The sequence below is a fragment of the Modicisalibacter sp. MOD 31.J genome (assembly GCF_020147985.1).
Taxonomy (GTDB): Bacteria; Pseudomonadota; Gammaproteobacteria; order Pseudomonadales; family Halomonadaceae; genus Modicisalibacter; species Modicisalibacter coralii.
This window is the reverse complement of record NZ_JAGXFF010000001.1, coordinates 179,650-201,918: the sequence shown is the minus strand read 5'-3', so window position 1 is coordinate 201,918 and position 22,269 is coordinate 179,650. Positions and strand designations below refer to the sequence as shown.

The window sequence follows — 22,269 nt, the reverse complement described above, 5'->3', positions numbered from 1 at the left end:
CTCAGTGAGCCACGCCTGCCGCACCGTGCTCATCAATGAGCGCCCCAGTGCGAAAACGATCGATGGAAAACGGCGCGGCCAGCTTGTGCATCTGGCCCTTGGCCAGCGACCAGGCGAACACGTGACCCGAGCCGGGCGTGGCCTTGAAGCCGCCGGTGCCCCAGCCGCAGTTGAAGTAGAGCCCCTTGACCGGCGTCCGCGAGAGGATCGGGCAGGCGTCCGGGCAGGTGTCGACGATGCCGCCCCACTGGCGGTTCATGCGCACCCGCGAGAAGATCGGGAACATCTCGACGATCGCCTGCAGGGTGTGCTCCACGGTCGGGTAGCTGCCGCGCTGGCCGTAGCCGTTGTAGCCGTCGATACCGGCGCCGATCACCAGGTCGCCCTTGTCGGACTGGCTGATGTAGCCGTGGACGTGGTTGGACATCACCACGGTATCGAGGATCGGCTTGAGCGGCTCGGAGACCAGCGCCTGCAGCGGATGCGACTCCAGCGGCAGCTGGAAGCCGGCCATCTTGGCCATCACCCCGGAGTTGCCGGCGGTGACGCAGCCCACCGTCCTGGCGCCGATGTCGCCGCGATTGGTGTGCACGCCGACCACCCGGCCGTCGAGGATCTTGAAGCCGGTGACCTCGGTGTTCTGCAACAGGTCGACGCCGAGTCCGTCGGCGCCGCGGGCATAGCCCCAGGCCACGGCGTCGTGACGCGCCACCCCGGCACGCGGCTGCCAGGAGGCGCCCATCACCGGGTAACGGGCACGCTGGGAGCAGTCCATGATCGGCACCAGCGCCTGCACGCCCTTGGCGTCGAGGACCTCGCTGTCGATGCCGTTCAGGCGGTTGGCGTTGACCCGGCGCTGGATGTCGCGCATGTCCTGCAGGGTATGGCCGAGGTTGAGCACGCCGCGCTGCGAGAACATCACGTTGTAGTTGATGTCCTGGGAGAGCCCTTCCCACAGCTTCATCGCGTGCTCGTAGAGCGCCGCCGACTCGTCCCACAGGTAGTTGGAACGCACGATGGTGGTGTTGCGCGCGGTATTGCCGCCGCCCAGCCAGCCCTTCTCGATCACCGCGACATTGGTGATGCCGTGCTCCTTGGCCAGGTAGTAGGCGGTCGCCAGACCGTGGCCGCCGCCGCCGACGATGATCACGTCGTACTCTTTCTTGGGCGTGGGGTTGCGCCACTGGCGCTGCCAGTTCTCGTGATGACTGAGCGCGTGCTTGACCAGTCCGAAGCCCGAATAGCGTTGCATGATTGTCTCCTGACTCGTGTCGCGTTACAGGGCGGAGGCGGCCGGCACGTCCGCGCCGGTCGCCTGCCCGTTGGCGGCGGCTTCCCCGTAGACCGGGTGACGCGCGCAGAGGTCCTCGACCTTCTCGCGGACCTCGGCCTCCACCGCGTCGGTGTTGCCGCGCTCGGCGAGCACGTCGAGGATGTCGCAGATCCAGCCCGCCAGCTCGGCGCACTCGCTGTCGTCGAAGCCGCGGCTGGTCGCCGCCGGGGTGCCGATGCGCAGGCCGGAGGTGACGAAGGGGCTCTGCGGGTCGTTGGGCACGGCGTTCTTGTTGACGGTGATGTGCGCCCGGCCGAGCGCGGCGTCGGCGTCCTTGCCGGTCACGCCCTGCTTGATCAGCGACACCAGGAACAGGTGGTCGTCGGTGCCACCGGAGACCACCTCGAAACCCCGCTCGAGGAACACCTGGGCCATGGCGCGGGCATTGGCGATGACCTGACGCTGGTAGTTGACGAAGTCCTGGCTCATGGCTTCCTTGAAGGCCACCGCCTTGGCCGCGATCACGTGCATCAGCGGACCGCCCTGCTGCCCCGGGAACACCGCGCCGTTGAGCTTCTTGACCAGCGCCTCGTCGGCATTGGCGGAGAGGATCAGACCACCACGCGGGCCGCGCAGCGTCTTGTGGGTGGTGGTGGTCACCACGTGGGCGTGGGGGATCGGACTCGGGTAGAGGCCGGCGGCGACCAGGCCCGCCACGTGGGCCATGTCGACCAGCAGGTAGGCTCCGACCTCGTCGGCGATGGCGCGGAAACGTCGCCAGTCCACCACCCGGGAATAGGCCGAGAAGCCGGCGATGACCAGCTTGGGCCGATGCTCGCGAGCCAGGCGCTCGACCTCGTCGTAGTCGATCTCGCCGGTCTCCGGGTTCAGCCCGTACTGCACGGCGTGATAGTGCTTGCCGGAGAAGTTGGGCGCGGCACCATGGGTCAGGTGGCCGCCGTGGGCCAGGCTCATGCCCAGCACGGTATCGCCCGGCTTGACCAGCGCCATGAAGGCCGCCGCGTTGGCCTGGGCCCCGGAGTGCGGCTGCACGTTGGCATAGTCGGCCCCGAACAGGTCGCAGGCCCGTTCGATGGCCAGCTGTTCGACCACGTCCACGTGCTCGCAGCCGCCGTAGTAACGCTTGCCCGGGTACCCTTCGGCGTACTTGTTGGTCAGTTGGGTCCCCTGGGCTTCCATCACGGCACGGCTGGCGTAGTTCTCGGAAGCGATCAGCTCGATATGGGCTTCCTGACGCGCCACCTCGTCGGCGATGGCGGCGGCGACCTGGGAATCGAATGCGGCAAGACCAACCTGATTCATGATGGACTCCTGTTGTTATCGGTCATGGGCAGAGCGTGCCTCGGATACGGCGGCGACCGGCAACCCGGGAAACGGAGTGATCCGGGTGCCTCGACGCCCGCCATGTGGCTCTGCCGCCTCACGCTTCGATTAAAGGCGACGCGGCCGCGCAAAGATTGAACGAATGCGACAGGCTTGATGAATGTCCAAGTCAGGCGAGGGATCGTTCACGGCCGCTCGAGAGCCGCCGCGACGAACCCGGCTCCCCGTGTCACAGACCGCATGAGACGGAAGGATAAGGCCTTGCCATTCAGAGCGCCGGGCGGCCCTCGACATGCAGGAAGAAGGGGTCGACACGGTCGCTGTCGGGGTCGCCGGCCTGCTTGCGCATTTCCGACGGCGTCATGCCGAACGTACTACGAAAGTGGCGTGAAAAATGCGCCGTATCGGCGAAGCCGCACTGCTCGCCGATCTCGGTGACGCTCTTGCCGGTGTAGTGCAACAGCCAGAGCCCGTAGCGCAGCCGTAGGTCACGCGCGAACTTCTGCGGTCCCACGCCTAGCGTCTCGCGAAAACGGCGCTCCAGGTTGCGCCGCGACGTTCCCACCCGCTCGGCGAGCACGTCCATGGAGATCGACTCGCCCAGGTGCTGCTCGAGCAGCGCGATGGAGCGACGCACCAGGCGATCCTCGATCTTGCCGAACACCACCGGCTGCGGCTGCGGCCGGGTGCCGGCGCGGGCCTCCTCCAGGAGCATGATGTGCAGGCTTTTCATGGCCCACGCCTTGCCCAGGTGACGCTCGATCAGATAGGCGGCCAGGTCCGCCGCGGCGGCGCCGCCCGCACAGGTGACCCGGTCGCCGTCGTCGATGTAGAGCCGATCGGCCACCGGCTCGATGGCCGGGAAGCGCTGGACCATGTCGCGATGGTGATACCAGCTCACGCAGCAGCGTCGGCCGTTCATCAGCCCTGCCTGGATGAGCGCGAAGACGCCGGTACACACGCCCACCAGCGGCACCTGGGCGGAAGCCGCCTGCTTGAGGTAGGCGAGCGCGGCGGTATCCACCCGGGCCTTTTCGTCCTGCACGCCGCCGATGACCACGATGTAGTCGAAGTCGTCGGGGTTGCGAAAGGGCTGACAGGGCGAGACGGCCGCCCCGCAGCTGGACACGGCGGGCTCGCCGGTGCTGGTCATGAAGGTCCAGTGGCAACGCAACTGGCGGCTGCGGTCACCCTCGTCCGCCGCCAGACGCAGGCAGTCGACGAAGGCGGCGAAGGGCATCAGCGTGAAGCGGTGCAGCAGGACGAAGCCGACCGACAGGGGCTCGCCCCGGGCACCGGGATGCTTGGAGGTTCTTGGCGTCATGACGGCGGTGAGGCATCCTCGAATACGGCCCAGCCCCCAGCGTATCCTCCCCGCTTCGCCGCTACCACTGTGGCGCGCGGGCCCGCGGCTCGGCAACGACGACAGCGGGCCCAGAACGCCATGTTTCCGGCATCGGTGTTGCACCGCAACAGCAAGACTGGGGACAATGGTGGTCGCTTCGCCGGTACGCTTGCCGGCCTTCGCTGACTTCTCACGAGGATCCTGCATGCTCGCCGAACTCTTCGCGGTGATGGCGCCGGTGTTGTGCGGCGCCGGCCTGGGCTTTGGCTGGGTTCGCCTGGGCTACGACTATCCCGTCGAGTTCATCACCCGACTGGTCTTCAACATCGGCACGCCGACCCTGATCCTGGCCTCGCTCGACGGTGCCGACATCGATCCCGGCAGCTTCGGCCTGACCATGCTCGGCACGCTGCTGGTCGTCACCGGCATGGGGCTGATCAGCCTGGTGATCGCGCGGGTGCTGGGCAAGCCGTGGCGCACCGTGATCCTGCCGACGATGTTTCCCAATACCGGCAACATGGGCCTGCCGGTGATTCTCTATGCCTTTGGCCATGCCGGCTTCGCCTACGCGATCACCTCGATGGTCTCGGTATCGCTGGTCCAGTTCACCTTCGGCACCCTGCTCTCCAGTCGCAGCGGTCGGCCGCTGCGCAGCCTGGCGCGCACGCCGGTGGTCTACGCGATCCTGGTAGCCACCGCGATGCTGCTCACCGGCACCACCCTGCCGGCCTGGCTGGCCAACACCGTGGACCTGATCTCGGGATTCAGCGTGCCGTTGATGCTGATCACCCTGGGCGTGTCGCTGGCACGCATCCGTGTGCGCAACCTGGCGTCGGGGTTCCACTTCAGCCTGCTGCGCATCCCCGCGGCGGCCCTGCTCGCCTTCGCCGTCGGTCATCTGCTGGGTCTGCCGCCGCTGGCGCAGAGCGTGCTGATCCTGCAGATGAGCATGCCGGTGGCGGTCTTCAACTACCTGTTCGCCCAGCGCTCCCGACGCGAGCCGGAATTCGTCGCCGGCCTGGTGCTGTGCTCGACGCTGCTGTCGTTCCTGTACCTGCCGGCCCTGCTCGCGATCATGATGTGATCCGGACCTTTCCTGATTGTCGCGGAACCGGCGCCGGAGTAACGTCACGTCATTCCCTGTTGCGAGACGCCGGAGCCGCCAGATGCCAGGACGCCATGCACCGCCTTCCCTCGGCGCCCCCCGAACCGCCACCACCGCCCGCTGTTCACCGCCGACGCTGACCCGTCGCCAGGCGCTGGGGCTTCTGCTGACCCCGATCGCCGCCGCCTGGCTGGCGCCGCTTGCCGCCGGCGACGGCGGGGTCGGCGCCGTGCCCCGCCGCGATCTCGGCGTGTGGGTCGACGGCTGGCTGCTCGATAGCGGAGACCTGTGATGCACGACGATCTCGCCCGCTACGCCGCCGCCGATCCGCTCGCCGATGTCTGTGTCATCGGGGCCGGCGCGGCGGGCCTGTCACTGGCCCTGCGCCTGGCGCGGCGCGGCCGGCACGTGCTGCTCTGCGAAGGCGGCGAGCAGGATTTCACGCTGCGCTCCCAGGCGCTCTACGAAGGCGCGGTCGCCGGCGATCCCTACATCCCCCTGGACGCCGCGCGACTGCGCTATTTCGGCGGCTCGACCAACCACTGGGGCGGCATGTGCCGGCCGCTGGATGCCTACGACTTCAGCGCCAAGCCGGCCGATGAAGGCACCGCCTGGCCGATCGACCGCGACGCCCTCGCCCCCTACTACGCCGATGCCGCAGCGATCCTCGGCGTCTCGCCGATTCCGCCGGACGCGACGATTCCCGGCCTCGCCCTCAAGCGCGTGCATTTCTCGATCGGCCCCGCCACCCGGCTCAAGGAGACCTGCGCCGACGAGGTCGCCCGCTCGCCGCAGCTACACTATTGCCCGAACGCCAACCTGTTCGGTCTGGAGACCCGCGACGGCCGCATCACCGCCGCCGTCTTCAAGGACTACACGGATGGCGAATACCGTGTCCGGGCGCGGCAGTTCGTGCTCGCCTGCGGCGGCATCGAGAACTCGCGGCTGCTGCTGTGGTGCAACCGCCGGAGCCACGGCCAGGTCGTCAAGCAACCGGCGACGCTGGGCCGCTACTGGATGGATCACCCCCACGCCACCCTGGGTCGGGCGATCATCCTCGAGCCGGCGGCGCTGGGGCTCGACGCCAGTCAGAGCGTGTTTCTCGCCCCATCCCCGGCGATGCTCGCCGAACATCGCATTCTCAATTGCGGGTTACGCCTGCACCGCATGAGCGATGCCGAAACCGGAGAACTGGTCGAGCAGCTCACCCTGGCCGCCCCCCGGCTGGGCGAATGGATCAAGCAGCGCCCGTTGGCCGCGAACGGCTGTTGCGGCGTGGTGCTGCGTGCCGCCTGGGAGCAGCAGCCCCATCCCGAGAGCCGGGTGGAGCTCGCCGACGGGGACCTCGATGCCCTGGGCATGCCCCGCTCGCGGCTGGTCTGGCGCAAGACCGCCCTGGACCATCACACCGTGCGCGACTGCGCGCTGACCCTGGGCGACTACCTGCGCCGCCGCGACATCGGCCGCGTCCGGCTCGACCCATGGCTGACCGACGACACGCTGCAGTTCCCCGCGGATGGCGAACTGGCCGGTCGCCACCACATGGGCGGCACGCGCATGGCCGAGAGCCCCGAACACGGCATCGTCGATCGCGACTGTCGGGTGTTCGGCCAGGACAATCTGTATATCGGCGGGTCGAGCGTCTTCCCCTCGAGCGGCCACGCCAACCCCACCCTGACCCTGGTTCAGCTGGCGATGCGCCTGGCCGACCATCTCGATGCGCGGCTGGCCTGAGGACAGCGACCGAAAACGGGCCACGCACCCGCGTGACCCGCAGCCCGGCGAGGCGCACCCCGCTGCAGCGAAGAGCGCTAATGAAAAGACCCCGAGCCGCCGGAGCGGTTCGGGGTCTTTCTCGGGCAGAACGCCCGCGCCAGGGGCGGGCGGGAACGCCGGCTTACGTGCGCTTGAGCGCGGCACCGAAGCGCTTGTTGAAGCGCTCGACACGGCCGCCGGTGGTCGCCTGCTTCTGCTTGCCGGTGTAGAACGGGTGGCAGTTGGAGCAGACGTCCAGGAAGAAATCTTCGCTGGCGGTGGAACCAACGGTGTGAGTGGCACCGCAGGAGCAGGTCGCGGTGACCGTCTTGTATTCCGGATGGATACCTTGTTTCATCGTGAGCCTCGTTGGACGGTGTGCCGCCACCCGATCCGGGAAGCCGGCGATGATCTACTGCACTCGGCGATGCGGCGTTGAATGCCTCTCAGAATGCGCATGGACTTCGTGTAAACTGCGCGTCTTCGAGGTATTCCGCCTGGCCTCGCCATCGTGAGCGACGATCGTAGCTCGACTTCCAGCCCGTCGGGCACCGCACACGGGTTGTGATAACCGGTTATCCTCCCCGCCCGCCGGCCGACATCGCCAGGGTGCAAGAAGGCCGGGCATTATAGCAAAGCCATTTGCGGAGGCCAATTGTCCACCACCCCCGACGACACCGCCGAGCCGCGGGTGCTCGGCGTCGCCGTGCCCACGCCCCTGCGCCGCCTGTTCGACTACCGCCCCTGTCAGCCCGCGCCCGAGGGCGGCTGGCAGCCGGGGCTGCGCGTCAAGGTCGCGCTGGGCAAGCGCGAGGTGGTGGGCATCGTCGTCGAGTGCCGGCCCACCAGCGAACTGCCCCTCGATCGGCTCAAGCCGGTCACGACCTGTCTGGACGCCCAGCCGCTGCCCGCCGACTGGCTGTGGCTGTGCCGCTTCACCGCCCGCTATTACCAGCACGCCCTGGGCGACACCCTGCATCAGGCCCTGCCGGTGCTGCTGCGCCAGGGCCGGCCGCTGGAGGCGCGTACCCGCGAGCGCTGGCAACTCACCGAGACCGGTCGCGACACGCCTGCCGAGCGCCTGGGCCGGGCACGCCGTCAGGCGGAACTGCTCGAGCTGCTGCGCCAGCACCCGCGTGGCGTGGTGGGCTCGGTGATCAGCGCCCAGGGCTTCACGCGCAGCCAGCTCCGGGCGCTGGCCGACAAGGGCCTGGCCGACAGCGTTGAGGAGCCGCTCACCGCCGCCCCGGCGCCACGCCAGGGCGGCCTGCTCGCCGAACCGGCACTGACGCTCAACCGCGAGCAATCGGCGGCACTCGCCGAGCTGCACCAGGGGCTGGATCGTTTTCACCCCTGCCTGTTGCAGGGCGTCACCGGCAGCGGCAAGACCGAGGTCTATCTGCAGTTGATCGAGGCCGTGGTGGCCCACGACCGCCAGGCCCTGGTACTGGTGCCCGAGATCGGGCTGACCCCGCAGACCCTGGCGCGTTTCAAGCGCCGCTTCCGCGTGCCGGTGGTGGCGCTCCATTCGCAGCTCACCGACGCCGAGCGCCTGGACGCCTGGGAAGCCGCCCGCGCGGGCCGCGCGCCGATCGTCATCGGCACCCGCTCGGCGATCTTCACCCCGCTGGCCCGGCCCGGGGCGATCATCGTCGACGAGGAGCACGACGGCTCGTTCAAGCAGCAGGACGGCCTGCGCTACCATGCCCGCGACCTGGCGATCGCCCGCGCCCATCGCGACGCCATCCCGGTGGTGCTGGGCAGCGCCACGCCGTCGCTGGAGAGTCTGGTCCAGGCCCGTGCCGGCAACTATCGCCATCTGCGACTGACCCGCCGCGCCAGCCATCATGCCCCGGCGCGGCTGGAACTCGTCGACCTGCGCGGCCGGCCGCGTCAGGGCGGGCTGATTCCGCCGGTGATCGACGCCATTCGCCAGACCCTCGCCGCCGGCAGCCAGGTACTGGTGTTCATCAACCGCCGCGGTTTCGCGCCGACCCTGGCCTGCCACGCCTGCGGCTGGCTCGCCGAATGCGAGCACTGCGACGCGCGCCTGACCCTGCACCGCCAGCCGCCGCAGCTCACCTGCCACCACTGCGAGCGCCACTATCGCCTGCCCGATGCCTGCCCCGACTGCGGCAGCGCCGACCTGCGCCCGCTGGGCACCGGCACCGAGCGCAGCGAGGAAACCCTCGGCGCGCTGTTTCCCGATGTCGCCGTGCATCGCATCGACCGTGACAGCACCCGGCGCAAGGATGCCTTCGAGCAGACCCTGGCGGAGATTCGTCGCGGCGAGCCGGCGCTGCTGGTGGGCACCCAGATGATCGCCAAGGGCCACCATCTGCCCCACGTCACCCTGGTGGTGGTGGTCAACGCCGACGCCGGCCTCTACGCCAGCGACTTCCGCGCGCTCGAGCACAGCGCCCAGTTGCTGGTCCAGGTGGCAGGACGCGCCGGGCGCGCCGAGCGCCCCGGCCGGGTACTGGTACAGACCCTGCACCCCGACGACCCGCACCTGCGCCTGCTCGCCGAGAGCGGCTACGACGCCCTGGCCGAGACGCTGCTGGAGGATCGCCGCCTGGCCGGCCTGCCGCCCTACCGCTACCTGGCCCTGCTGCGCCTGGAGAGCCCGCGCGAGGCCGACGCCAACCAACTCGCCGGCGAGGCCGCCGACGCGCTGCGTGGCTGGCTCGGCGAACGCGCCCCGGGGGTCGACTGCCTGGGCCCCGTCCCGGCGCCCATGGAGCGCCGCCAGAATCGTTACCACGTCCAGTTGATGCTCAGCGCCGCGCGCCGCGCGCCGCTCCACGAAGCCTGCGCCTGGCTGACCCACTGGCTCGAGGCCCACCCCGGGGCGAGACGTGTCCGCTGGTCGCTGGACGTCGATCCGCAGACGCTGGCCTAAAAGCCGTAAGCCGTAAGCCGTAAGCCGTAAGCCGTAAGCCGTAAGCCGTAAGCCGTAAGCCGTAAGCCGTAAGCCGTAAGCCCTAAGCCGTAAGCCGTAAGCCGTAAGCCGTAAGCCGTAAGCCGGAACACCATCGTTTTGTCCCTGCAGAATCGGCCGGTAGATTTGTCTTACAGCTTAAAACTCATGGCTTACAGCTCCCCGCTAGGGGCTGGGGTTTAAAGCCGACCCGCAATTGCCGATAATGAGCGGCCATGCTCCACGAGCGACGCTTTTCCACGCCGGCGCCGCGAGTCGCGTATCCCCGCTGACCTCGCCGCTCGCCCGGGCCACAGGATACTGCACGCAAGCCACATGAAAGACACCATCATCGCGCTGCTCGACGAGGCGCTGGCCGCCCTCAAGCAGCAGGGCATCGTGCCCGCCGACGCCGCCCCCAGGTACAAGGTCGACCCCACCAAGGACAAGGCCCACGGCGACTACGCCAGCAACCTGGCCATGACGCTCGCCAAGCCCGCGGGCAAGCCGCCGCGCGAGGTCGCCCAGGCGCTCGTCGACGCCCTGCCCGAAAGCCCGGCGGTGCGTCGCGTGGAGATCGCCGGCCCGGGCTTTCTCAACTTCTTCGCCGCCACCGACGCGGTGGCCCGGGTGGTCGCCGCCATCCTCGATACCGGCGACACCTTCGGCCGCAGCATGACCGGGGCCGGCGAGAAGGTGCAGGTGGAGTTCGTCTCCGCCAACCCCACCGGCCCGCTGCACGTCGGCCACGGCCGTGGCGCGGCGATCGGCGACTGCCTGTGCCGGCTGCTCGAGGCCACCGGTTACGATGTCACCCGCGAGTTCTACTACAACGACGCCGGGGTGCAGATCCAGAATCTGGCGCTCTCGGTCCAGGCGCGCGTCAAGGGCATCACGCCCGACGACCCGGCCTGGCCGGACGACGGCTACCGTGGCGACTACATCGCCGACGTCGCCAGGAGCTATCTGGCCGGCGAGACCGTCGACGCCGACGACCAGCACGTCACCGCCGCGGCCGACCCGGACGATCTCGACGCCATCCGCCGCTTCGCGGTGGCTTACCTGCGCCGCGAGCAGGACCTGGACCTCAAGGCCTTCGGCGTCGAGTTCGACGTCTACTTCCTCGAGTCCTCGCTGTACAGCGGGGGCAAGGTCGAGGACACGGTCCGCCAGTTGATCGACAAGGGCCACACCTACGAGCAGGACGACGCCCTGTGGCTGCGCACCACCGACTTCGGCGACGACAAGGACCGGGTGATGCGCAAGCGTGACGGCGACTACACCTACTTCGTCCCCGACGTCGCCTATCACCTCGACAAGTGGCAGCGCGGCTTCAAGCAGGTGATCGACGAACAGGGCGCCGACCACCACTCCACGGTGACCCGCGTGCGTGCCGGCCTGCAGGCCCTGGAAGCCGGCATCCCGTCGGGCTGGCCCGACTACGTGCTGCACCAGATGGTGCTGGTGACCCGCTCCGGGGTCGAGGTCAAGCTCTCCAAGCGCGCCGGCAGCTACGTCACCCTGCGCGATCTGATCGACGAGGTGGGCCGCGATGCCACCCGCTACTTCCTCGCCGCGCGGCGCGCCGACTCGCAGTTGACCTTCGACATCGACCTGGCCCGTTCGCAGTCCAACGACAACCCGGTCTACTACGTGCAGTACGCCCATGCGCGGCTGTGCAGCGTGATGCGCAAGGCCGAGGCCGACGGCGTGCCCTTCGACCACGGCCTGGCGATGGCCAATCTGGCGTTGCTCGACAGCGACCCGGAAAAGGCGCTGATGAACCGCCTGGCCCGCTACCCGGAGGTGGTCGAGCACGCCGCCGCCAGTCGCGAGCCGCAGCAGGTCGCCCAGTACCTGCAGGATCTCGCCGCCGATTTCCACAGCTGCTACAACGCCGTCAAGGTCATGGTCGACGAGCCGGCCCTGCGCAACGCGCGCCTGGCCCTGGGGCTGGCCGCGCGTCAGGTGCTGCGCAACGGCCTCGACCTGCTGGGCGTGAACGCTCCCGAGGAGATGTAGACCATGGCCCGTACCGCCGCCGCGCAGAACGGCAACCGTCGCAAGGCCGCGCCCCGCAAGGGCGCCACGACCCGCCGGGCGCCGCGCCAGAAAACGCGTCAGGGGGCGCGCGTCCCCGGCTGGCTGTGCGGTCTGATCGGCCTGATCGCCGGCTTCGCGCTGTCGCAGTATTTCCAGCAGAGCGCCGCGCCGGTGGCGACGCTGATGCCCAAGCCCGCCACCGAGGCCGCGGACGCCACGGCGGCATCCGCCGGCAAGGCCGCGTCCCGGTCTCAGGGCGAGAGCGCCGCGGCGAAGGACGAACCGGCCATGCCGACCTTCGAGTTCTACACCCTGCTGCCGGAATCCGAGGTGGTCGCGCCCAAGGTCGACGCCTACCAATCCACGCCGCGCCCCAGCGACGATGACGACGGAGGCGCCGCCCAGGCCGCGGCCAAGGGCGGCAAGTACATGCTCCAGGCCGCCTCGTTCAAGGACATGGCCGACGCCAGGCGCCTGGCCGGCAAGCTCAAGGACTTCGGCCTGCTGGCCAAGATCACCGACGTCAAGGCCAATGGCGACCAGACCTGGCACCGCGTCCAGGTCGGCCCCTACGAGGACACCCGCGAGCTCACCCGGGCCCAGGACCTGATGGTCACCCAGGGCATCGAACCGCTGATGATCCGCCTGCAGAACTGATCCCCGCCCGCCCGACACGCGACGGCCCGCCCGGGCCGTCGCGGCATCGCTTGATTTCCGTCGACGCCGCCCGCATCTCTGCCTCACACCTTCGTCGGGTACTGGTTTCACACCGGTGCATCATTCGTCATCGGGTGCCACGCCGCCGGCGCGACGGCGTCACCCCGCAACGGAGTTTCCGTTACATGACCACCATCGTTTCCGTGCGCCGCAACGGTCAGGTCGCCCTGGCCGGCGACGGCCAGGTCTCCCTGGGCGACACCGTGCTCAAGGGCAACGCCAGCAAGGTGCGGCGCCTCTATCGCGGCCAGGTGCTGGCCGGTTTCGCCGGCGGCACCGCCGATGCCTTCACCCTGTTCGAACGCTTCGAGGCGCAACTCGAGAAATATCAGGGCCACCTCACCAAGGCCGCCGTCGAGCTGGCCAAGGAGTGGCGCACCGATCGCGCCCTGCGCCGCCTCGAGGCGATGCTGGTGGTCGCCGACAAGACCGCCTCGCTGATCATCACCGGCAACGGCGACGTGGTGGAGCCGGAATACGGCGTGATCGCCATCGGCTCCGGCGGCAACTACGCGCTGGCCGCGGCGCGGGCGATGCTCGACAACACCGAGCTGTCGGCAAAGGAGATCACCGCCAAGTCGCTCGACATCGCCGCCGACATCTGCGTCTACACCAACCACAACGCCGTCATCGAGGAGCTCGCCTGACATGTCACAGATGACCCCCCGCGAGATCGTCCACGCCCTCGACCAGTTCATCATCGGCCAGCACGACGCCAAGCGGGCGGTGGCGATCGCCCTGCGCAACCGCTGGCGGCGCATGCAGCTCGACGACGACCTGCGCCCCGAGGTGACCCCCAAGAACATCCTGATGATCGGCCCCACCGGGGTCGGCAAGACCGAGATCGCCCGGCGCCTGGCCAAGCTCGCCCGCGCGCCGTTCATCAAGATCGAGGCGACCAAGTTCACCGAGGTCGGCTACGTGGGTCGCGACGTCGAGTCGATCATCCGCGACCTGGTCGAGATGGCGATCAAGATGGTTCGCGAGCAGGCCAAGGAAGAGGTTCGCCACAAGGCCGACGATGCCGCCGAGGATCGCATCCTCGACGCGCTGCTGCCGCCCCCGCGGGGCAGCGAGTACGACCATGCCCGCGACGACTCCTCGACCCGTCAGGCCTTCCGCAAGAAGCTCCGCGAAGGGCAGCTCGACGACAAGGAGATCGACATCGAGATCACCCCGGCCGGCGGCGGCATCGACATCATGACCCCGCCGGGCATGGAGGAGATGACCCAGCAGCTGTCGAGCCTGTTCTCGAGCATGAACAAGCAGAAGACCGAGACCAAGCGGGTCAAGGTCAAGGACGCCTGGCAACTGCTGCGCGACGAGGAAGCCGCCAAGCTGGTCAACGAGGAAGAGATCAAGCGCCGTGCCGTCGAGTCGGTGGAGCAGAACGGCATCGTGTTCCTCGACGAGATCGACAAGGTCGCCAAGGGCGGTGGCCAGTCGAGCGGCGGCGAGGTCTCCCGCGAGGGCGTGCAGCGCGACCTGCTGCCGCTGATCGAGGGGTCGACGGTGTCGACCAAGCACGGCATGGTGCGCACCGACCACATCCTGTTCATCGCCTCCGGGGCCTTCCATCTCTCCAAGCCATCGGACCTGATTCCCGAGCTGCAGGGCCGTCTGCCGATCCGTGTCGAGCTCTCGGCGCTGACCCCGGACGACTTCAAGCGCATCCTCACCGAGCCCTCCGCGTCGCTGACCAAGCAGTACCAGGCGCTGATGGCCACCGAGGGCCTCGAGATCGAGTTCACCGAGGACGGCATCGCGCGCATCGCCGAGGTCGCCTGGCAGGTCAACGAAGGCACCGAGAACATCGGCGCGCGCCGCCTGCACACGGTGATGGAACGCCTGCTCGAGGAAGCCTCGTTCCAGGGCGGCGACCTGCAGGGCCCGCTGGTGGTCGATGCCGCCTACGTCGACTCGCAGCTCGGCGAACTGGCCAAGGACGAGGATCTGTCGCGCTACATCCTCTGACGAGGAGCTGTAAGCTGTAAGCGGGAAGAGCGCCGCTTCGCGGCGGGAAGAGAAGAATGGCCAAGGACGGGGTTCTTCTCTTCCATTTGCATCTCTCCCTGGCCTGGGCCAAGACTTACGGCTTACAGCTTATGGCTTACAGCCAGGAGTTTTCTCATGACCGCCCCGATCCCCACCCGCGTGCACTATCACAAGCAGGCCCGCGAACTCGAGCTGGCCTACGCCGACGGCGAATGCTACCGGCTCTCCGCCGAGTACCTGCGGGTGTTCTCGCCGTCGGCCGAGGTGCGCGGCCACGGCCCCGACACCGCCACGCTGCAGACCGGCATGAAGTACGTGGGCCTGAAGAACATCACCCAGACCGGCCGCTACGCGCTCAAGCTGCACTTCGACGACGGCCACGACACCGGCCTCTACAGCTGGGAATACCTCTACGACCTGGCGACCCATCGGGACGCCTACTGGGCCGATTACCTGAAGCAGCTCGAGGCGGCCGGCGCCTCCCGCGAGCCGCTGGGCATTCCCCTGAAATCGGTCTAGCCCACGCCCCATCGCGTCTGCGGCGCGCCATGGCCACGCCCAGGGCGGCGGCATGGCCGCCAAGCGCAGACAAGCCCCGTCCGGCGACGCTACAATGGCGCCCACTTCATCGAACCCGGCCCGCCGTGCTCGCCACGCCGCCGCCGGAACGTGCCGGCCCCATGCCGAGGCCGGAGCCGCGCCACCTGCACAGCAAGGGAAGCCCATGAACAAGCGCACGACCCACTTCGGCTATCAGGAAGTTCCGGTCGAGGAGAAGGCCGCCCGTGTCGCCGACGTCTTCCACTCCGTGGCGGGGCGCTACGACCTGATGAACGACCTGATGTCGATGGGCATCCACCGCTTGTGGAAGCGCATCACTCTCGAGCGTTCGGCGGTGCGCCGCGGCCAGACGGTGCTCGACATCGCCGGCGGCACCGGCGACCTGACGCTCAAGTTCGCCCAGCGGGTGGGCAGCGAAGGGCGGGTGGTGCTGGCCGACATCAACGCCTCGATGCTGCGGGTGGGACGCGACAAGCTGCTCGACCACGGGGCCGGCGGCAACGTCGAGTACGTCCAGGCCAACGCCGAGTGCCTGCCGTTCGCCGACAACACCTTCGACTGCATCACCATCGCCTTCGGCCTGCGCAACGTCACCGACAAGGACGCCGCCCTGGCCTCGATGGCCCGCGTGCTCAAACCGGGCGGCCGGCTGCTGGTGCTGGAGTTCTCCAAGCCCACTCACCAGGCGCTCTCGAAGGTCTACGACGAATACTCCTTCCGGCTGCTGCCGAAGATGGGCGAACTCGTCGCCAACGACGCCGACAGCTACCGCTACCTGGCCGAATCGATCCGCATGCACCCCGATCAGGAAACCCTCAAGGCGATGATGGAGCGCGCCGGGCTCGAGCGTGTCGAGTACACCAACCTGACCGGCGGCATCGTCGCCCTCCACCGCGGCGTCAAGCTGTGAGGACCCGATGGCATTGACTCCCCCCCTGCTGCTGGCCTGTGCCGAGAAGACCTTCAATACCCTGCTCGCCCGCGACCCCGCCGCGCCGTCGCGATTGCGCCGGCTCGCCGGCAAGCGCCTGCTGCTGCGCCTGGAGCGCCCGCAGCTCGAACTGCTGATCGCCTTCCACGCACAGGGCCTCAAGCTGTTTCACCACCCGCAGGCCGAGGAAGGCGACGCCGACGCCGTCGTCGAGGTCGACAGCGAAGCCCTGGGCGCCCTGCTCGCCGGCGAGTCGCTGGAACACCTGATGTTCGACGGCCGGCTGTCGCTGCGCGGCCAGACCCACCTGCTCGAGGCGGCCCGCGACCTGCTGATGGATCTGGACCTCGACTGGGAAGGCGCGCTGGCCGAATGGTTCGGCGACGTGCCGGCCAACACCCTTGCCGAGGGCATGCGGCGTTTCGCCCGCTTCGGCCTGCGCGGTCAGCGTGAGCTGCGCGCCGATCTCGCCGAGTACCTCTTCGAGGAGGCCCGGCTGTTGCCCGGCAGTTCACAGCGCGAGGTGCTGCGCGACCATCTCACCGAACTCGAGGTCGCCACCGACCGGCTCGAGGCACGCCTCGCCCGGCTCCAGCGCAAGCTCGCCGAACGCCGGGAGGCGACGACGTGAGCCTGCGACTGCTGCGCATCCTGTGGGTGGTCGCCCGCTATCGGCTGGACAGCCTGATCCCGCTCGACCGCCTGCCGCCGCTGCTGCGCCTGGTGGTACGCCTGTCGCCGCTGCGCCTGCTGCCCACCGGGGGCCATTCCCGCGGGCGACGGCTGCGGCTGGCCCTGGAAGCGCTGGGGCCGATCTTCGTCAAGTTCGGCCAGATGCTCTCGACCCGCCGCGATCTGCTGCCGCCGGACATCGCCGACGAGCTCAAGCGCCTGCAGGATCAGGTACCGCCCTTCCCCGGCGAGCGCGCCCGCACGGTGGTCGAGGAAGAACTCGAGTGCAGCATCGAGTCCGCCTTCGCGCATTTCGACACCGACCCCATGGCCTCGGCGTCGGTGGCCCAGGTCCACGCCGCACGGCTGCACGATGGCGCGGACGTGGTGGTCAAGGTGATCCGCCCGGGCATCGACCGGGTGATGCGCCAGGACATCGGCCTGATGTACACCCTGGCGCGCCTGCTGCGGCGCGTGCCCGAGGCCCGCCGCCTGCGCCCCGTGGAGGTGGTGTCGGACTACGAGGCGACGCTTTTCGACGAGCTGGACCTGCACAAGGAAGCCGCCAACACCTCGCAGCTCAAGCGCAACTTCAAGAACTCGCCGCTGCTCTACGTGCCGACGATCCACTGGCCGCTGACGCGACGGCGCATCCTCGTGCAGGAGCGCATCCATGGTATCCCGGTGGCCGACATGGCGGCCCTCGAGGCCCAGGGCACCGATCTGCACAAGCTCGCCGAGCGCGGCGTGGAAATCTTCTTCACCCAGGTGTTCCGCGACAACTTCTTCCACGCCGACATGCACCCGGGCAACATCTTCGTCGCCCACGGCAAGCCCGACGACCCGCAGTACATCGCCATCGACTGCGGCATCGTCGGCAGCCTGACCCGCGAGGATCAGGACTACCTGGCGCGCAACCTGCTGGCGTTCTTCCATCAGGACTATTACCAGGTCGCCCAGTTGCACATCGAATCGGGCTGGGTCGGCGAGGGCACCCGCGCCAACGAGTTCGCCGCGGCGATCCGCGCGGTGTGCGAGCCGATCCTCGAGAAGCCGCTCAAGGACATCTCCTTCGGCCAGGTGCTGCTGGGGCTGTTCCAGACCGCCCGGCGCTTCAACATGGAGGTCCAGCCGCAACTGGTGTTGCTGCAGAAGACCCTGCTCAACATCGAGGGCCTGGGCCGGCAGCTCTATCCCGACCTCGACCTGTGGCAGACCGCCAAGCCCTATCTCGAACGCTGGATGAAGGAGCGCGCCGGCCCACGCGGGCTGTGGGCCTCGCTGCAGAAACAGGCCCCCGAGCTCAGCCGCCAACTGCCGGAGTTGCCGGTGCTCGCCCACCAGGCGCTGGCGCGGGTGGAGAGCGAGCGCCGCCAGCGCCATCAGCAGGTCGAGTCGCTGGCCCAGATGCAGGCATCAATGGCACGCACCGGGCGCAGCGCACGCCGCCTGCGCATCGGCGCGCTGCTGCTGGCCCTGGCGCTGGCCTGGCAGCCGCTGGAAGCCTGGGCGCTGGAGCAGCCCTGGCCGGTGCTGCTCGCCGCGGCAGTGGGCGTCGTGCTGCTCGCCTGGCGTTAGGGAAACACTGCATAAATGGCTGCGCGGGCCAATCACTTCGTTGTGCGGTGCTCGGATTCCTCACCTATGCCCCATAGGCTCCGGATCCTGTGCTCCGTACGCCTCGTGCTTTGCGCCGCTCGCCGATTTATTCAGCGCTTCCTTAGTGACCTGTTTTACCAAGCCCTTTCGACTCACTGACTCAGGATTGTCATCGATGAGCGATATTCTCAAACAGCTCGACGCGGTGCTCGACACCCGCCGTCAGGCCGCCCCCGACACCTCCTACGTGGCCTCCCTGCACCACAAGGGGCTCAACAAGATTCTGGAGAAGGTCGGCGAGGAAGCCACCGAGGCCATCATCGCCGCCAAGGATGCCCGCGCCGACGATGACGCCACCCGTCAGGCGGTAGTCGCCGAAACCGCCGACCTGTGGTTTCATAGCCTGGTGATGCTCTCGCATCTGGGCATCGACTCGCAGGCGGTACTCGACGAGCTGGCACGCCGTTTCGGCATCTCCGGGCTGGACGAGAAGGCCGCCCGCAACAACGAGTAGATCCGGGCCTGGCCCGAGGGGAGAAAGTTCATGTTAGGTGGTATCAGTATCTGGCAGCTGCTGATCGTTCTCGGCATCATCATCCTGATCTTCGGCACCAAGAAGCTGCGCAACATCGGCGGCGACCTGGGTGGCGCGGTCAAGGGCTTCAAGAAGGCCATGAACGACGACGACAAGGCGGACACGGACGACACCACCCAGCGGCAGGTGCGCCACGAGGAAACGGGCCATACCTACGACGCCGAGGCGGAACAGCGGGACAGCCGCAAAGAAGAACAGAAGTAGGCGATCATGTTCGACATCGGCTTTCTCGAACTGCTGCTGATCGGCGTGGTCGGCCTGCTGGTGCTCGGGCCCGAGCGCCTGCCCAAGGCCGCGCGCACCGCGGGGCTGTGGATCGGCAAGCTCAGGCGCAGCGTCGCCGGCATGCAGCGCGAGATCAACGAGCAACTCGAGGCGGAGGAACTGCGCCAGAAGCTCGCCGAGCAGGAACGGAAACTCAACGAGGGGCTCGATAAGGCGCGCCGCGACGTCGAGAGCAGCGTCGAGAGCGAGCCCCGGCGTGACACCTCGTCGTCGACTGCCGTCGACACCGCCGCCCACGAGCCGGTCGAGGCATCGACCACGGCCGAGTCGCCGCCCCCTCCCGCCGACAAGGATTCCGCGCCGCGATGAGTGACTCCTCCTCCCCGCGTGACGACGACAAGCCGCACGACGACGCCTCCCACGCACCGCTGATCGAGCACCTGGTCGAACTGCGCAGCCGTCTGCTGCGCGCGGTGATCGCCATCGGGGTGATCTTCCTGGCGCTCTACGCCTTCTCCAACGACATCTACAGCTTCGTGGCCGACCCGTTGATGGCGCTGCTGCCGGCGGGCTCGCAGATGATCGCCACCGAGGTCGCCTCGCCGTTTCTGGCACCGTTCAAGCTGACCCTGGTGGTGGCGGTATTCATCGCCATCCCCTTCGTGTTGCATCAGGCCTGGGCCTTCGTCGCCCCGGGCCTGTACGAGAACGAGAAGACCCTCGCCGTGCCGCTGCTGGTCTCCAGCGTGGCGCTGTTCTACGGGGGCGCCGCCTTCGCCTATTACGTGGTCTTTCCGCTGCTGTTCAACTTCTTCGTGCATGCCGGGCCGCAGAACGTCGCGGTGATGACCGACATCAACCAGTATCTCAACTTCGTGCTGAAGCTGTTCTTCGCCTTCGGCGTGGCGTTCGAGATCCCCATCGCCACCTTCCTGCTGATCTGGACCGGCGCCACCAGCGTCGAGAACCTGTCGAAGAAACGCCCCTACGTGATCCTGGGCTGCTTCGTGATCGGCATGCTGATGACCCCGCCGGACGTGATCTCGCAGAGCCTGCTGGCGGTGCCCATGTGGCTGCTCTACGAGATCGGCATCCTGTTCGGCCGCATCGTCCGCCGCAAGACGCCATCGGACGATATCGACGACGACACCTGACGCATCGGCCCCTGACCGCAAGCGCCCCGGCGCAGGGAGCCGGGGCGCTTGTCGTCGCGCCGGCAGCGCTGTCACGGCCACCCTTTCAGAGCATCTCCGCCAGCCGATCGATCAGCTTGAAGATGCCGGTCGAGGCCTCGGCCGGCCCGCCGGCGAGCAGGAAGGCCGGCGTCGACACCACCCGGTGCTCGCGGTCGATCGCCACCTCGTTGACCGCACAGCTCTTGTGCAGCCCGCCCATGCTGCTGATCGCCCCCGCCAGCTCGGCATTCTGGCCCACGGTGACGGCAATGCCCTCGCCGAGCAGCCGCGGCACCAGCAACGGCGCGTAGCCCATCAGGCCGAAGGGCTTGCCCCGCTCGTGGAAGGGCACCAGGGCGTCGCGCAACTGCGGCAGCACGCTCATCTCGGTACCCGCCGTGGCGAAGTCCGAGAGCGTGTGGATCACGCCCACCCCGCCGGGGATCACCACGCCGTCGACGTCGTCGGGGTCGAGCGCCGCGAGGTCGAGCGTCTCGCGCCCGCCCAGCCGCGCGGCCTCGCGCAGGACGTTGCGCGTCGCGTCGTAGGCTTCACCGCTGCGATGGTCGACGACCCGCGGCTGGTCGCCATCGGGCGCGAAACAGCGATAGCCGATGCCGCGCTGATCGAGCCCCAGCAAGGTGAGTATCACTTCCCGGGCTTCCGAACCGTCCTCGGTTCCGCAACCGGACAGGATGACCGCGACCTGTTTGTTCATAGCCGTCATTCTCCTACGCTCGTCCGAGACGCTCACCGGCGACCCGGACCGACCTGGAAGGCGCGCGCCTGGCGGCGGCGATGGGTATGGCGGACCCCGATGCAGCGCGGCGGGGAAACTACAATCTAGAAGCTGGCCGCCGGTGCGACAAGCGGAGGCATTCGCGTATCGGCCTGCGTTGATATACTCGGGGTCAGCGTCGCCGCTGTCATGGCATTGTCATAGTCGTCGGTCAGGCTGTGTCGCATGGCGGTCGCGACCCCATTCACGACCGGAGATATCCGTTTGAATCCGTTAACGCCACGCCAGTATCCGACCACGCGCATGCGGCGCATGCGCAAGGATGATTTCTCGCGCCGATTGATGCGCGAATCGACCCTGACCCCGAACGATCTGATCCTGCCGGTCTTCGTGCTCGACGGCGAGGGCCGTCGCGAAGCCGTGCCCTCGATGCCCGGGGTGGAACGGCTGTCGCTCGACCTGATGGTCGAACAGGCCCGCGAGGTCGCCGACCTGGGGATCCCGGCACTGGCGCTGTTCCCGGTGATCGATACCGCCTTGAAGAGCGAATTCGCCGAGGAAGCCTACAACGCCAGCGGCCTGGTCCAGCGCAGCGTGCGCGCGATCAAGGACGCCTGCCCGGAGCTGGGCATCATCACCGACGTGGCACTCGACCCCTACACCAGCCACGGCCAGGACGGCATCCTCGACGCGCAGGGCTACGTGCAGAACGACCGCACCGTCGAGACCCTGCTCAAGCAGGCGCTGTCCCACGCCGAGGCCGGTGCCGACGTGGTCGCGCCCTCGGACATGATGGACGGGCGGATCGGCGCGATCCGCGCGGTACTCGAACAGGAAGCGCTGCACAACGCCCGGATCATGGCCTACTCCGCCAAGTACGCCTCGCGTTACTACGGGCCGTTCCGCGATGCAGTGGGGTCGGCGGGCAACCTGGGCAAGGCCGACAAGACCACCTATCAGATGGACCCGGCCAACAGCGACGAGGCCCTGCACGAGACCGCGCTGGACATCGCCGAGGGTGCCGACATGGTGATGGTCAAGCCGGGCATGCCCTATCTCGACGTCCTGCACCGCATCAAGCAGGAACTCCGGGTGCCGACCTTCGCCTATCAGGTCAGCGGCGAGTACGCCATGCACATGGCGGCCTTCGAGAACGGCTGGCTCGATGCCGACGGCGTGATGCTCGAGTCGCTGATGTGCTTCAAACGGGCCGGCGCCGACGGCGTGCTGACCTACTTCGCCAAACGCGCCGCCCAGCTTCTCAATTCATGATCG

22 protein-coding genes are annotated in these 22,269 nt (G+C 68.3%); 17 read left to right on the top strand and 5 right to left on the bottom strand.

The window, feature by feature from the left end:
• Position 1: 1 nt before the first annotated feature.
• From KGR00_RS00920 to KGR00_RS00910, 3 genes are all read right to left on the bottom strand, one after another.
• Positions 2-1,252, bottom strand: a complete 1,251-nt coding sequence (locus KGR00_RS00920) for a sarcosine oxidase subunit beta family protein (RefSeq protein WP_224418056.1) — start codon at positions 1,250-1,252, stop codon at positions 2-4.
• A 24-nt stretch (positions 1,253-1,276) separates the two neighbouring features.
• Entirely contained in the window at positions 1,277-2,596 is a 1,320-nt protein-coding gene (glyA, locus tag KGR00_RS00915; protein ID WP_129140263.1) for a serine hydroxymethyltransferase, read from the bottom strand.
• Positions 2,597-2,885: 289 nt separating this feature from the next.
• On the bottom strand, positions 2,886-3,941 hold the full coding sequence (locus tag KGR00_RS00910; protein WP_129140262.1) for a GlxA family transcriptional regulator: 1,056 nt from the start codon (positions 3,939-3,941) through the stop codon (positions 2,886-2,888).
• Between the two features lie 226 nt (positions 3,942-4,167).
• Between KGR00_RS00910 and KGR00_RS00905 the strand changes: the two genes are divergently transcribed.
• The 3 genes from KGR00_RS00905 to KGR00_RS00895 all read left to right on the top strand — a co-directional run bounded on the left by KGR00_RS00905 (position 4,168) and on the right by KGR00_RS00895 (position 6,801).
• Entirely contained in the window at positions 4,168-5,046 is an 879-nt protein-coding gene (locus tag KGR00_RS00905) for an AEC family transporter (RefSeq protein WP_129140261.1), read from the top strand.
• A gap of 82 nt (positions 5,047-5,128) precedes the next feature.
• Positions 5,129-5,359, top strand: a complete 231-nt coding sequence (locus KGR00_RS00900) for a hypothetical protein (protein WP_224418057.1) — start codon at positions 5,129-5,131, stop codon at positions 5,357-5,359.
• The gene (locus KGR00_RS00895; protein ID WP_224418058.1) at positions 5,359-6,801 is read left to right on the top strand and encodes a GMC family oxidoreductase; all 1,443 of its coding nucleotides are present in this window, start codon (positions 5,359-5,361) and stop codon (positions 6,799-6,801) included. Before KGR00_RS00900 ends, KGR00_RS00895 begins: the two co-directional genes overlap by 1 nt.
• Positions 6,802-6,964: 163 nt before the next feature.
• Here KGR00_RS00895 and rpmE read toward each other — a convergent pair whose 3' ends face one another.
• Positions 6,965-7,180 carry a 50S ribosomal protein L31 gene (gene rpmE, locus KGR00_RS00890; protein ID WP_129140258.1) on the bottom strand — a complete coding sequence of 72 codons (216 nt, stop codon included), beginning with the start codon at positions 7,178-7,180 and terminating at the stop codon, positions 6,965-6,967.
• A gap of 297 nt (positions 7,181-7,477) precedes the next feature.
• Here rpmE and KGR00_RS00885 point away from each other — a divergent pair, with 297 nt between their 5' ends.
• The 13 genes from KGR00_RS00885 (at position 7,478) to tatC (ending at position 20,234) form a co-directional block, all read left to right on the top strand.
• Complete coding sequence (locus KGR00_RS00885; protein WP_224418059.1) at positions 7,478-9,724, top strand: primosomal protein N'; 2,247 nt, start codon at positions 7,478-7,480, stop codon at positions 9,722-9,724.
• A gap of 354 nt (positions 9,725-10,078) precedes the next feature.
• Positions 10,079-11,764, top strand: a complete 1,686-nt coding sequence (gene argS / locus KGR00_RS00880; RefSeq protein WP_224418060.1) for an arginine--tRNA ligase — start codon at positions 10,079-10,081, stop codon at positions 11,762-11,764.
• Positions 11,765-11,767: 3 nt separating this feature from the next.
• Positions 11,768-12,442 (top strand): SPOR domain-containing protein, encoded by a 675-nt coding sequence (locus KGR00_RS00875; protein ID WP_224418061.1) that lies wholly within the window; start codon positions 11,768-11,770, stop codon positions 12,440-12,442.
• Between the two features lie 185 nt (positions 12,443-12,627).
• On the top strand, positions 12,628-13,149 hold the full coding sequence (hslV, locus tag KGR00_RS00870; RefSeq protein ID WP_129140254.1) for an ATP-dependent protease subunit HslV: 522 nt from the start codon (positions 12,628-12,630) through the stop codon (positions 13,147-13,149).
• A gap of 1 nt (position 13,150) precedes the next feature.
• Positions 13,151-14,476 (top strand): ATP-dependent protease ATPase subunit HslU, encoded by a 1,326-nt coding sequence (hslU, locus tag KGR00_RS00865; protein ID WP_129140253.1) that lies wholly within the window; start codon positions 13,151-13,153, stop codon positions 14,474-14,476.
• Positions 14,477-14,632: 156 nt separating this feature from the next.
• A complete protein-coding gene (locus KGR00_RS00860; protein WP_224418062.1) occupies positions 14,633-15,016 on the top strand; it encodes a DUF971 domain-containing protein in 384 nt (127 codons plus the stop codon).
• A 205-nt stretch (positions 15,017-15,221) separates the two neighbouring features.
• Entirely contained in the window at positions 15,222-15,968 is a 747-nt protein-coding gene (ubiE, locus tag KGR00_RS00855) for a bifunctional demethylmenaquinone methyltransferase/2-methoxy-6-polyprenyl-1,4-benzoquinol methylase UbiE (RefSeq protein WP_224418063.1), read from the top strand.
• A 7-nt stretch (positions 15,969-15,975) separates the two neighbouring features.
• The gene (locus KGR00_RS00850) at positions 15,976-16,620 is read left to right on the top strand and encodes an SCP2 sterol-binding domain-containing protein (protein ID WP_129140250.1); all 645 of its coding nucleotides are present in this window, start codon (positions 15,976-15,978) and stop codon (positions 16,618-16,620) included.
• Positions 16,617-18,239 (top strand): ubiquinone biosynthesis regulatory protein kinase UbiB, encoded by a 1,623-nt coding sequence (ubiB, locus tag KGR00_RS00845; protein WP_129140249.1) that lies wholly within the window; start codon positions 16,617-16,619, stop codon positions 18,237-18,239. Before KGR00_RS00850 ends, ubiB begins: the two co-directional genes overlap by 4 nt.
• 196 nt (positions 18,240-18,435) lie before the next feature.
• A complete protein-coding gene (locus tag KGR00_RS00840) occupies positions 18,436-18,774 on the top strand; it encodes a phosphoribosyl-ATP diphosphatase (protein WP_129140248.1) in 339 nt (112 codons plus the stop codon).
• Positions 18,775-18,804: 30 nt separating this feature from the next.
• Complete coding sequence (gene tatA / locus KGR00_RS00835; RefSeq protein WP_129140247.1) at positions 18,805-19,059, top strand: Sec-independent protein translocase subunit TatA; 255 nt, start codon at positions 18,805-18,807, stop codon at positions 19,057-19,059.
• A gap of 6 nt (positions 19,060-19,065) precedes the next feature.
• Positions 19,066-19,449 (top strand): Sec-independent protein translocase protein TatB, encoded by a 384-nt coding sequence (gene tatB / locus KGR00_RS00830; RefSeq protein WP_224418064.1) that lies wholly within the window; start codon positions 19,066-19,068, stop codon positions 19,447-19,449.
• On the top strand, positions 19,446-20,234 hold the full coding sequence (gene tatC, locus KGR00_RS00825) for a twin-arginine translocase subunit TatC (RefSeq protein WP_224418065.1): 789 nt from the start codon (positions 19,446-19,448) through the stop codon (positions 20,232-20,234). The genes tatB and tatC overlap by 4 nt, the downstream gene beginning before the upstream one ends.
• 85 nt (positions 20,235-20,319) lie before the next feature.
• Here the strand turns inward: tatC and elbB are convergent, their stop codons facing one another.
• Positions 20,320-20,973 (bottom strand): isoprenoid biosynthesis glyoxalase ElbB, encoded by a 654-nt coding sequence (gene elbB, locus KGR00_RS00820; protein ID WP_224418066.1) that lies wholly within the window; start codon positions 20,971-20,973, stop codon positions 20,320-20,322.
• 285 nt (positions 20,974-21,258) lie between these two features.
• Here elbB and hemB point away from each other — a divergent pair, with 285 nt between their 5' ends.
• Positions 21,259-22,266, top strand: coding sequence for a porphobilinogen synthase (gene hemB / locus KGR00_RS00815; protein ID WP_224418067.1), 1,008 nt, complete (start codon positions 21,259-21,261; stop codon positions 22,264-22,266).
• The last annotated feature ends 3 nt before the right edge of the window (positions 22,267-22,269 follow it).

Excerpts from the sequence above, each read along its gene's own strand:
- argS (WP_224418060.1), top strand. The coding sequence starts at position 10,079 with ATGAAAGACACCATCATCGCGCTGCTCGACGAGGCGCTGGCCGCCCTC.
- KGR00_RS00900 (WP_224418057.1), top strand. The coding sequence starts at position 5,129 with ATGCCAGGACGCCATGCACCGCCTTCCCTCGGCGCCCCCCGAACCGCC.
- rpmE (WP_129140258.1), bottom strand. The coding sequence starts at position 7,180 with ATGAAACAAGGTATCCATCCGGAATACAAGACGGTCACCGCGACCTGC.
- KGR00_RS00860 (WP_224418062.1), top strand. The coding sequence starts at position 14,633 with ATGACCGCCCCGATCCCCACCCGCGTGCACTATCACAAGCAGGCCCGC.
- KGR00_RS00895 (WP_224418058.1), top strand. The coding sequence starts at position 5,359 with ATGCACGACGATCTCGCCCGCTACGCCGCCGCCGATCCGCTCGCCGAT.
- glyA (WP_129140263.1), bottom strand. The coding sequence starts at position 2,596 with ATGAATCAGGTTGGTCTTGCCGCATTCGATTCCCAGGTCGCCGCCGCC.
- hslU (WP_129140253.1), top strand. The coding sequence starts at position 13,151 with ATGTCACAGATGACCCCCCGCGAGATCGTCCACGCCCTCGACCAGTTC.
- KGR00_RS00840 (WP_129140248.1), top strand. The coding sequence starts at position 18,436 with ATGAGCGATATTCTCAAACAGCTCGACGCGGTGCTCGACACCCGCCGT.
- hslV (WP_129140254.1), top strand. The coding sequence starts at position 12,628 with ATGACCACCATCGTTTCCGTGCGCCGCAACGGTCAGGTCGCCCTGGCC.
- KGR00_RS00910 (WP_129140262.1), bottom strand. The coding sequence starts at position 3,941 with ATGACGCCAAGAACCTCCAAGCATCCCGGTGCCCGGGGCGAGCCCCTG.
- KGR00_RS00920 (WP_224418056.1), bottom strand. The coding sequence starts at position 1,252 with ATGCAACGCTATTCGGGCTTCGGACTGGTCAAGCACGCGCTCAGTCAT.
- KGR00_RS00875 (WP_224418061.1), top strand. The coding sequence starts at position 11,768 with ATGGCCCGTACCGCCGCCGCGCAGAACGGCAACCGTCGCAAGGCCGCG.
- tatA (WP_129140247.1), top strand. The coding sequence starts at position 18,805 with ATGTTAGGTGGTATCAGTATCTGGCAGCTGCTGATCGTTCTCGGCATC.
- ubiE (WP_224418063.1), top strand. The coding sequence starts at position 15,222 with ATGAACAAGCGCACGACCCACTTCGGCTATCAGGAAGTTCCGGTCGAG.
- elbB (WP_224418066.1), bottom strand. The coding sequence starts at position 20,973 with ATGAACAAACAGGTCGCGGTCATCCTGTCCGGTTGCGGAACCGAGGAC.
- tatB (WP_224418064.1), top strand. The coding sequence starts at position 19,066 with ATGTTCGACATCGGCTTTCTCGAACTGCTGCTGATCGGCGTGGTCGGC.
- KGR00_RS00850 (WP_129140250.1), top strand. The coding sequence starts at position 15,976 with ATGGCATTGACTCCCCCCCTGCTGCTGGCCTGTGCCGAGAAGACCTTC.
- tatC (WP_224418065.1), top strand. The coding sequence starts at position 19,446 with ATGAGTGACTCCTCCTCCCCGCGTGACGACGACAAGCCGCACGACGAC.
- KGR00_RS00905 (WP_129140261.1), top strand. The coding sequence starts at position 4,168 with ATGCTCGCCGAACTCTTCGCGGTGATGGCGCCGGTGTTGTGCGGCGCC.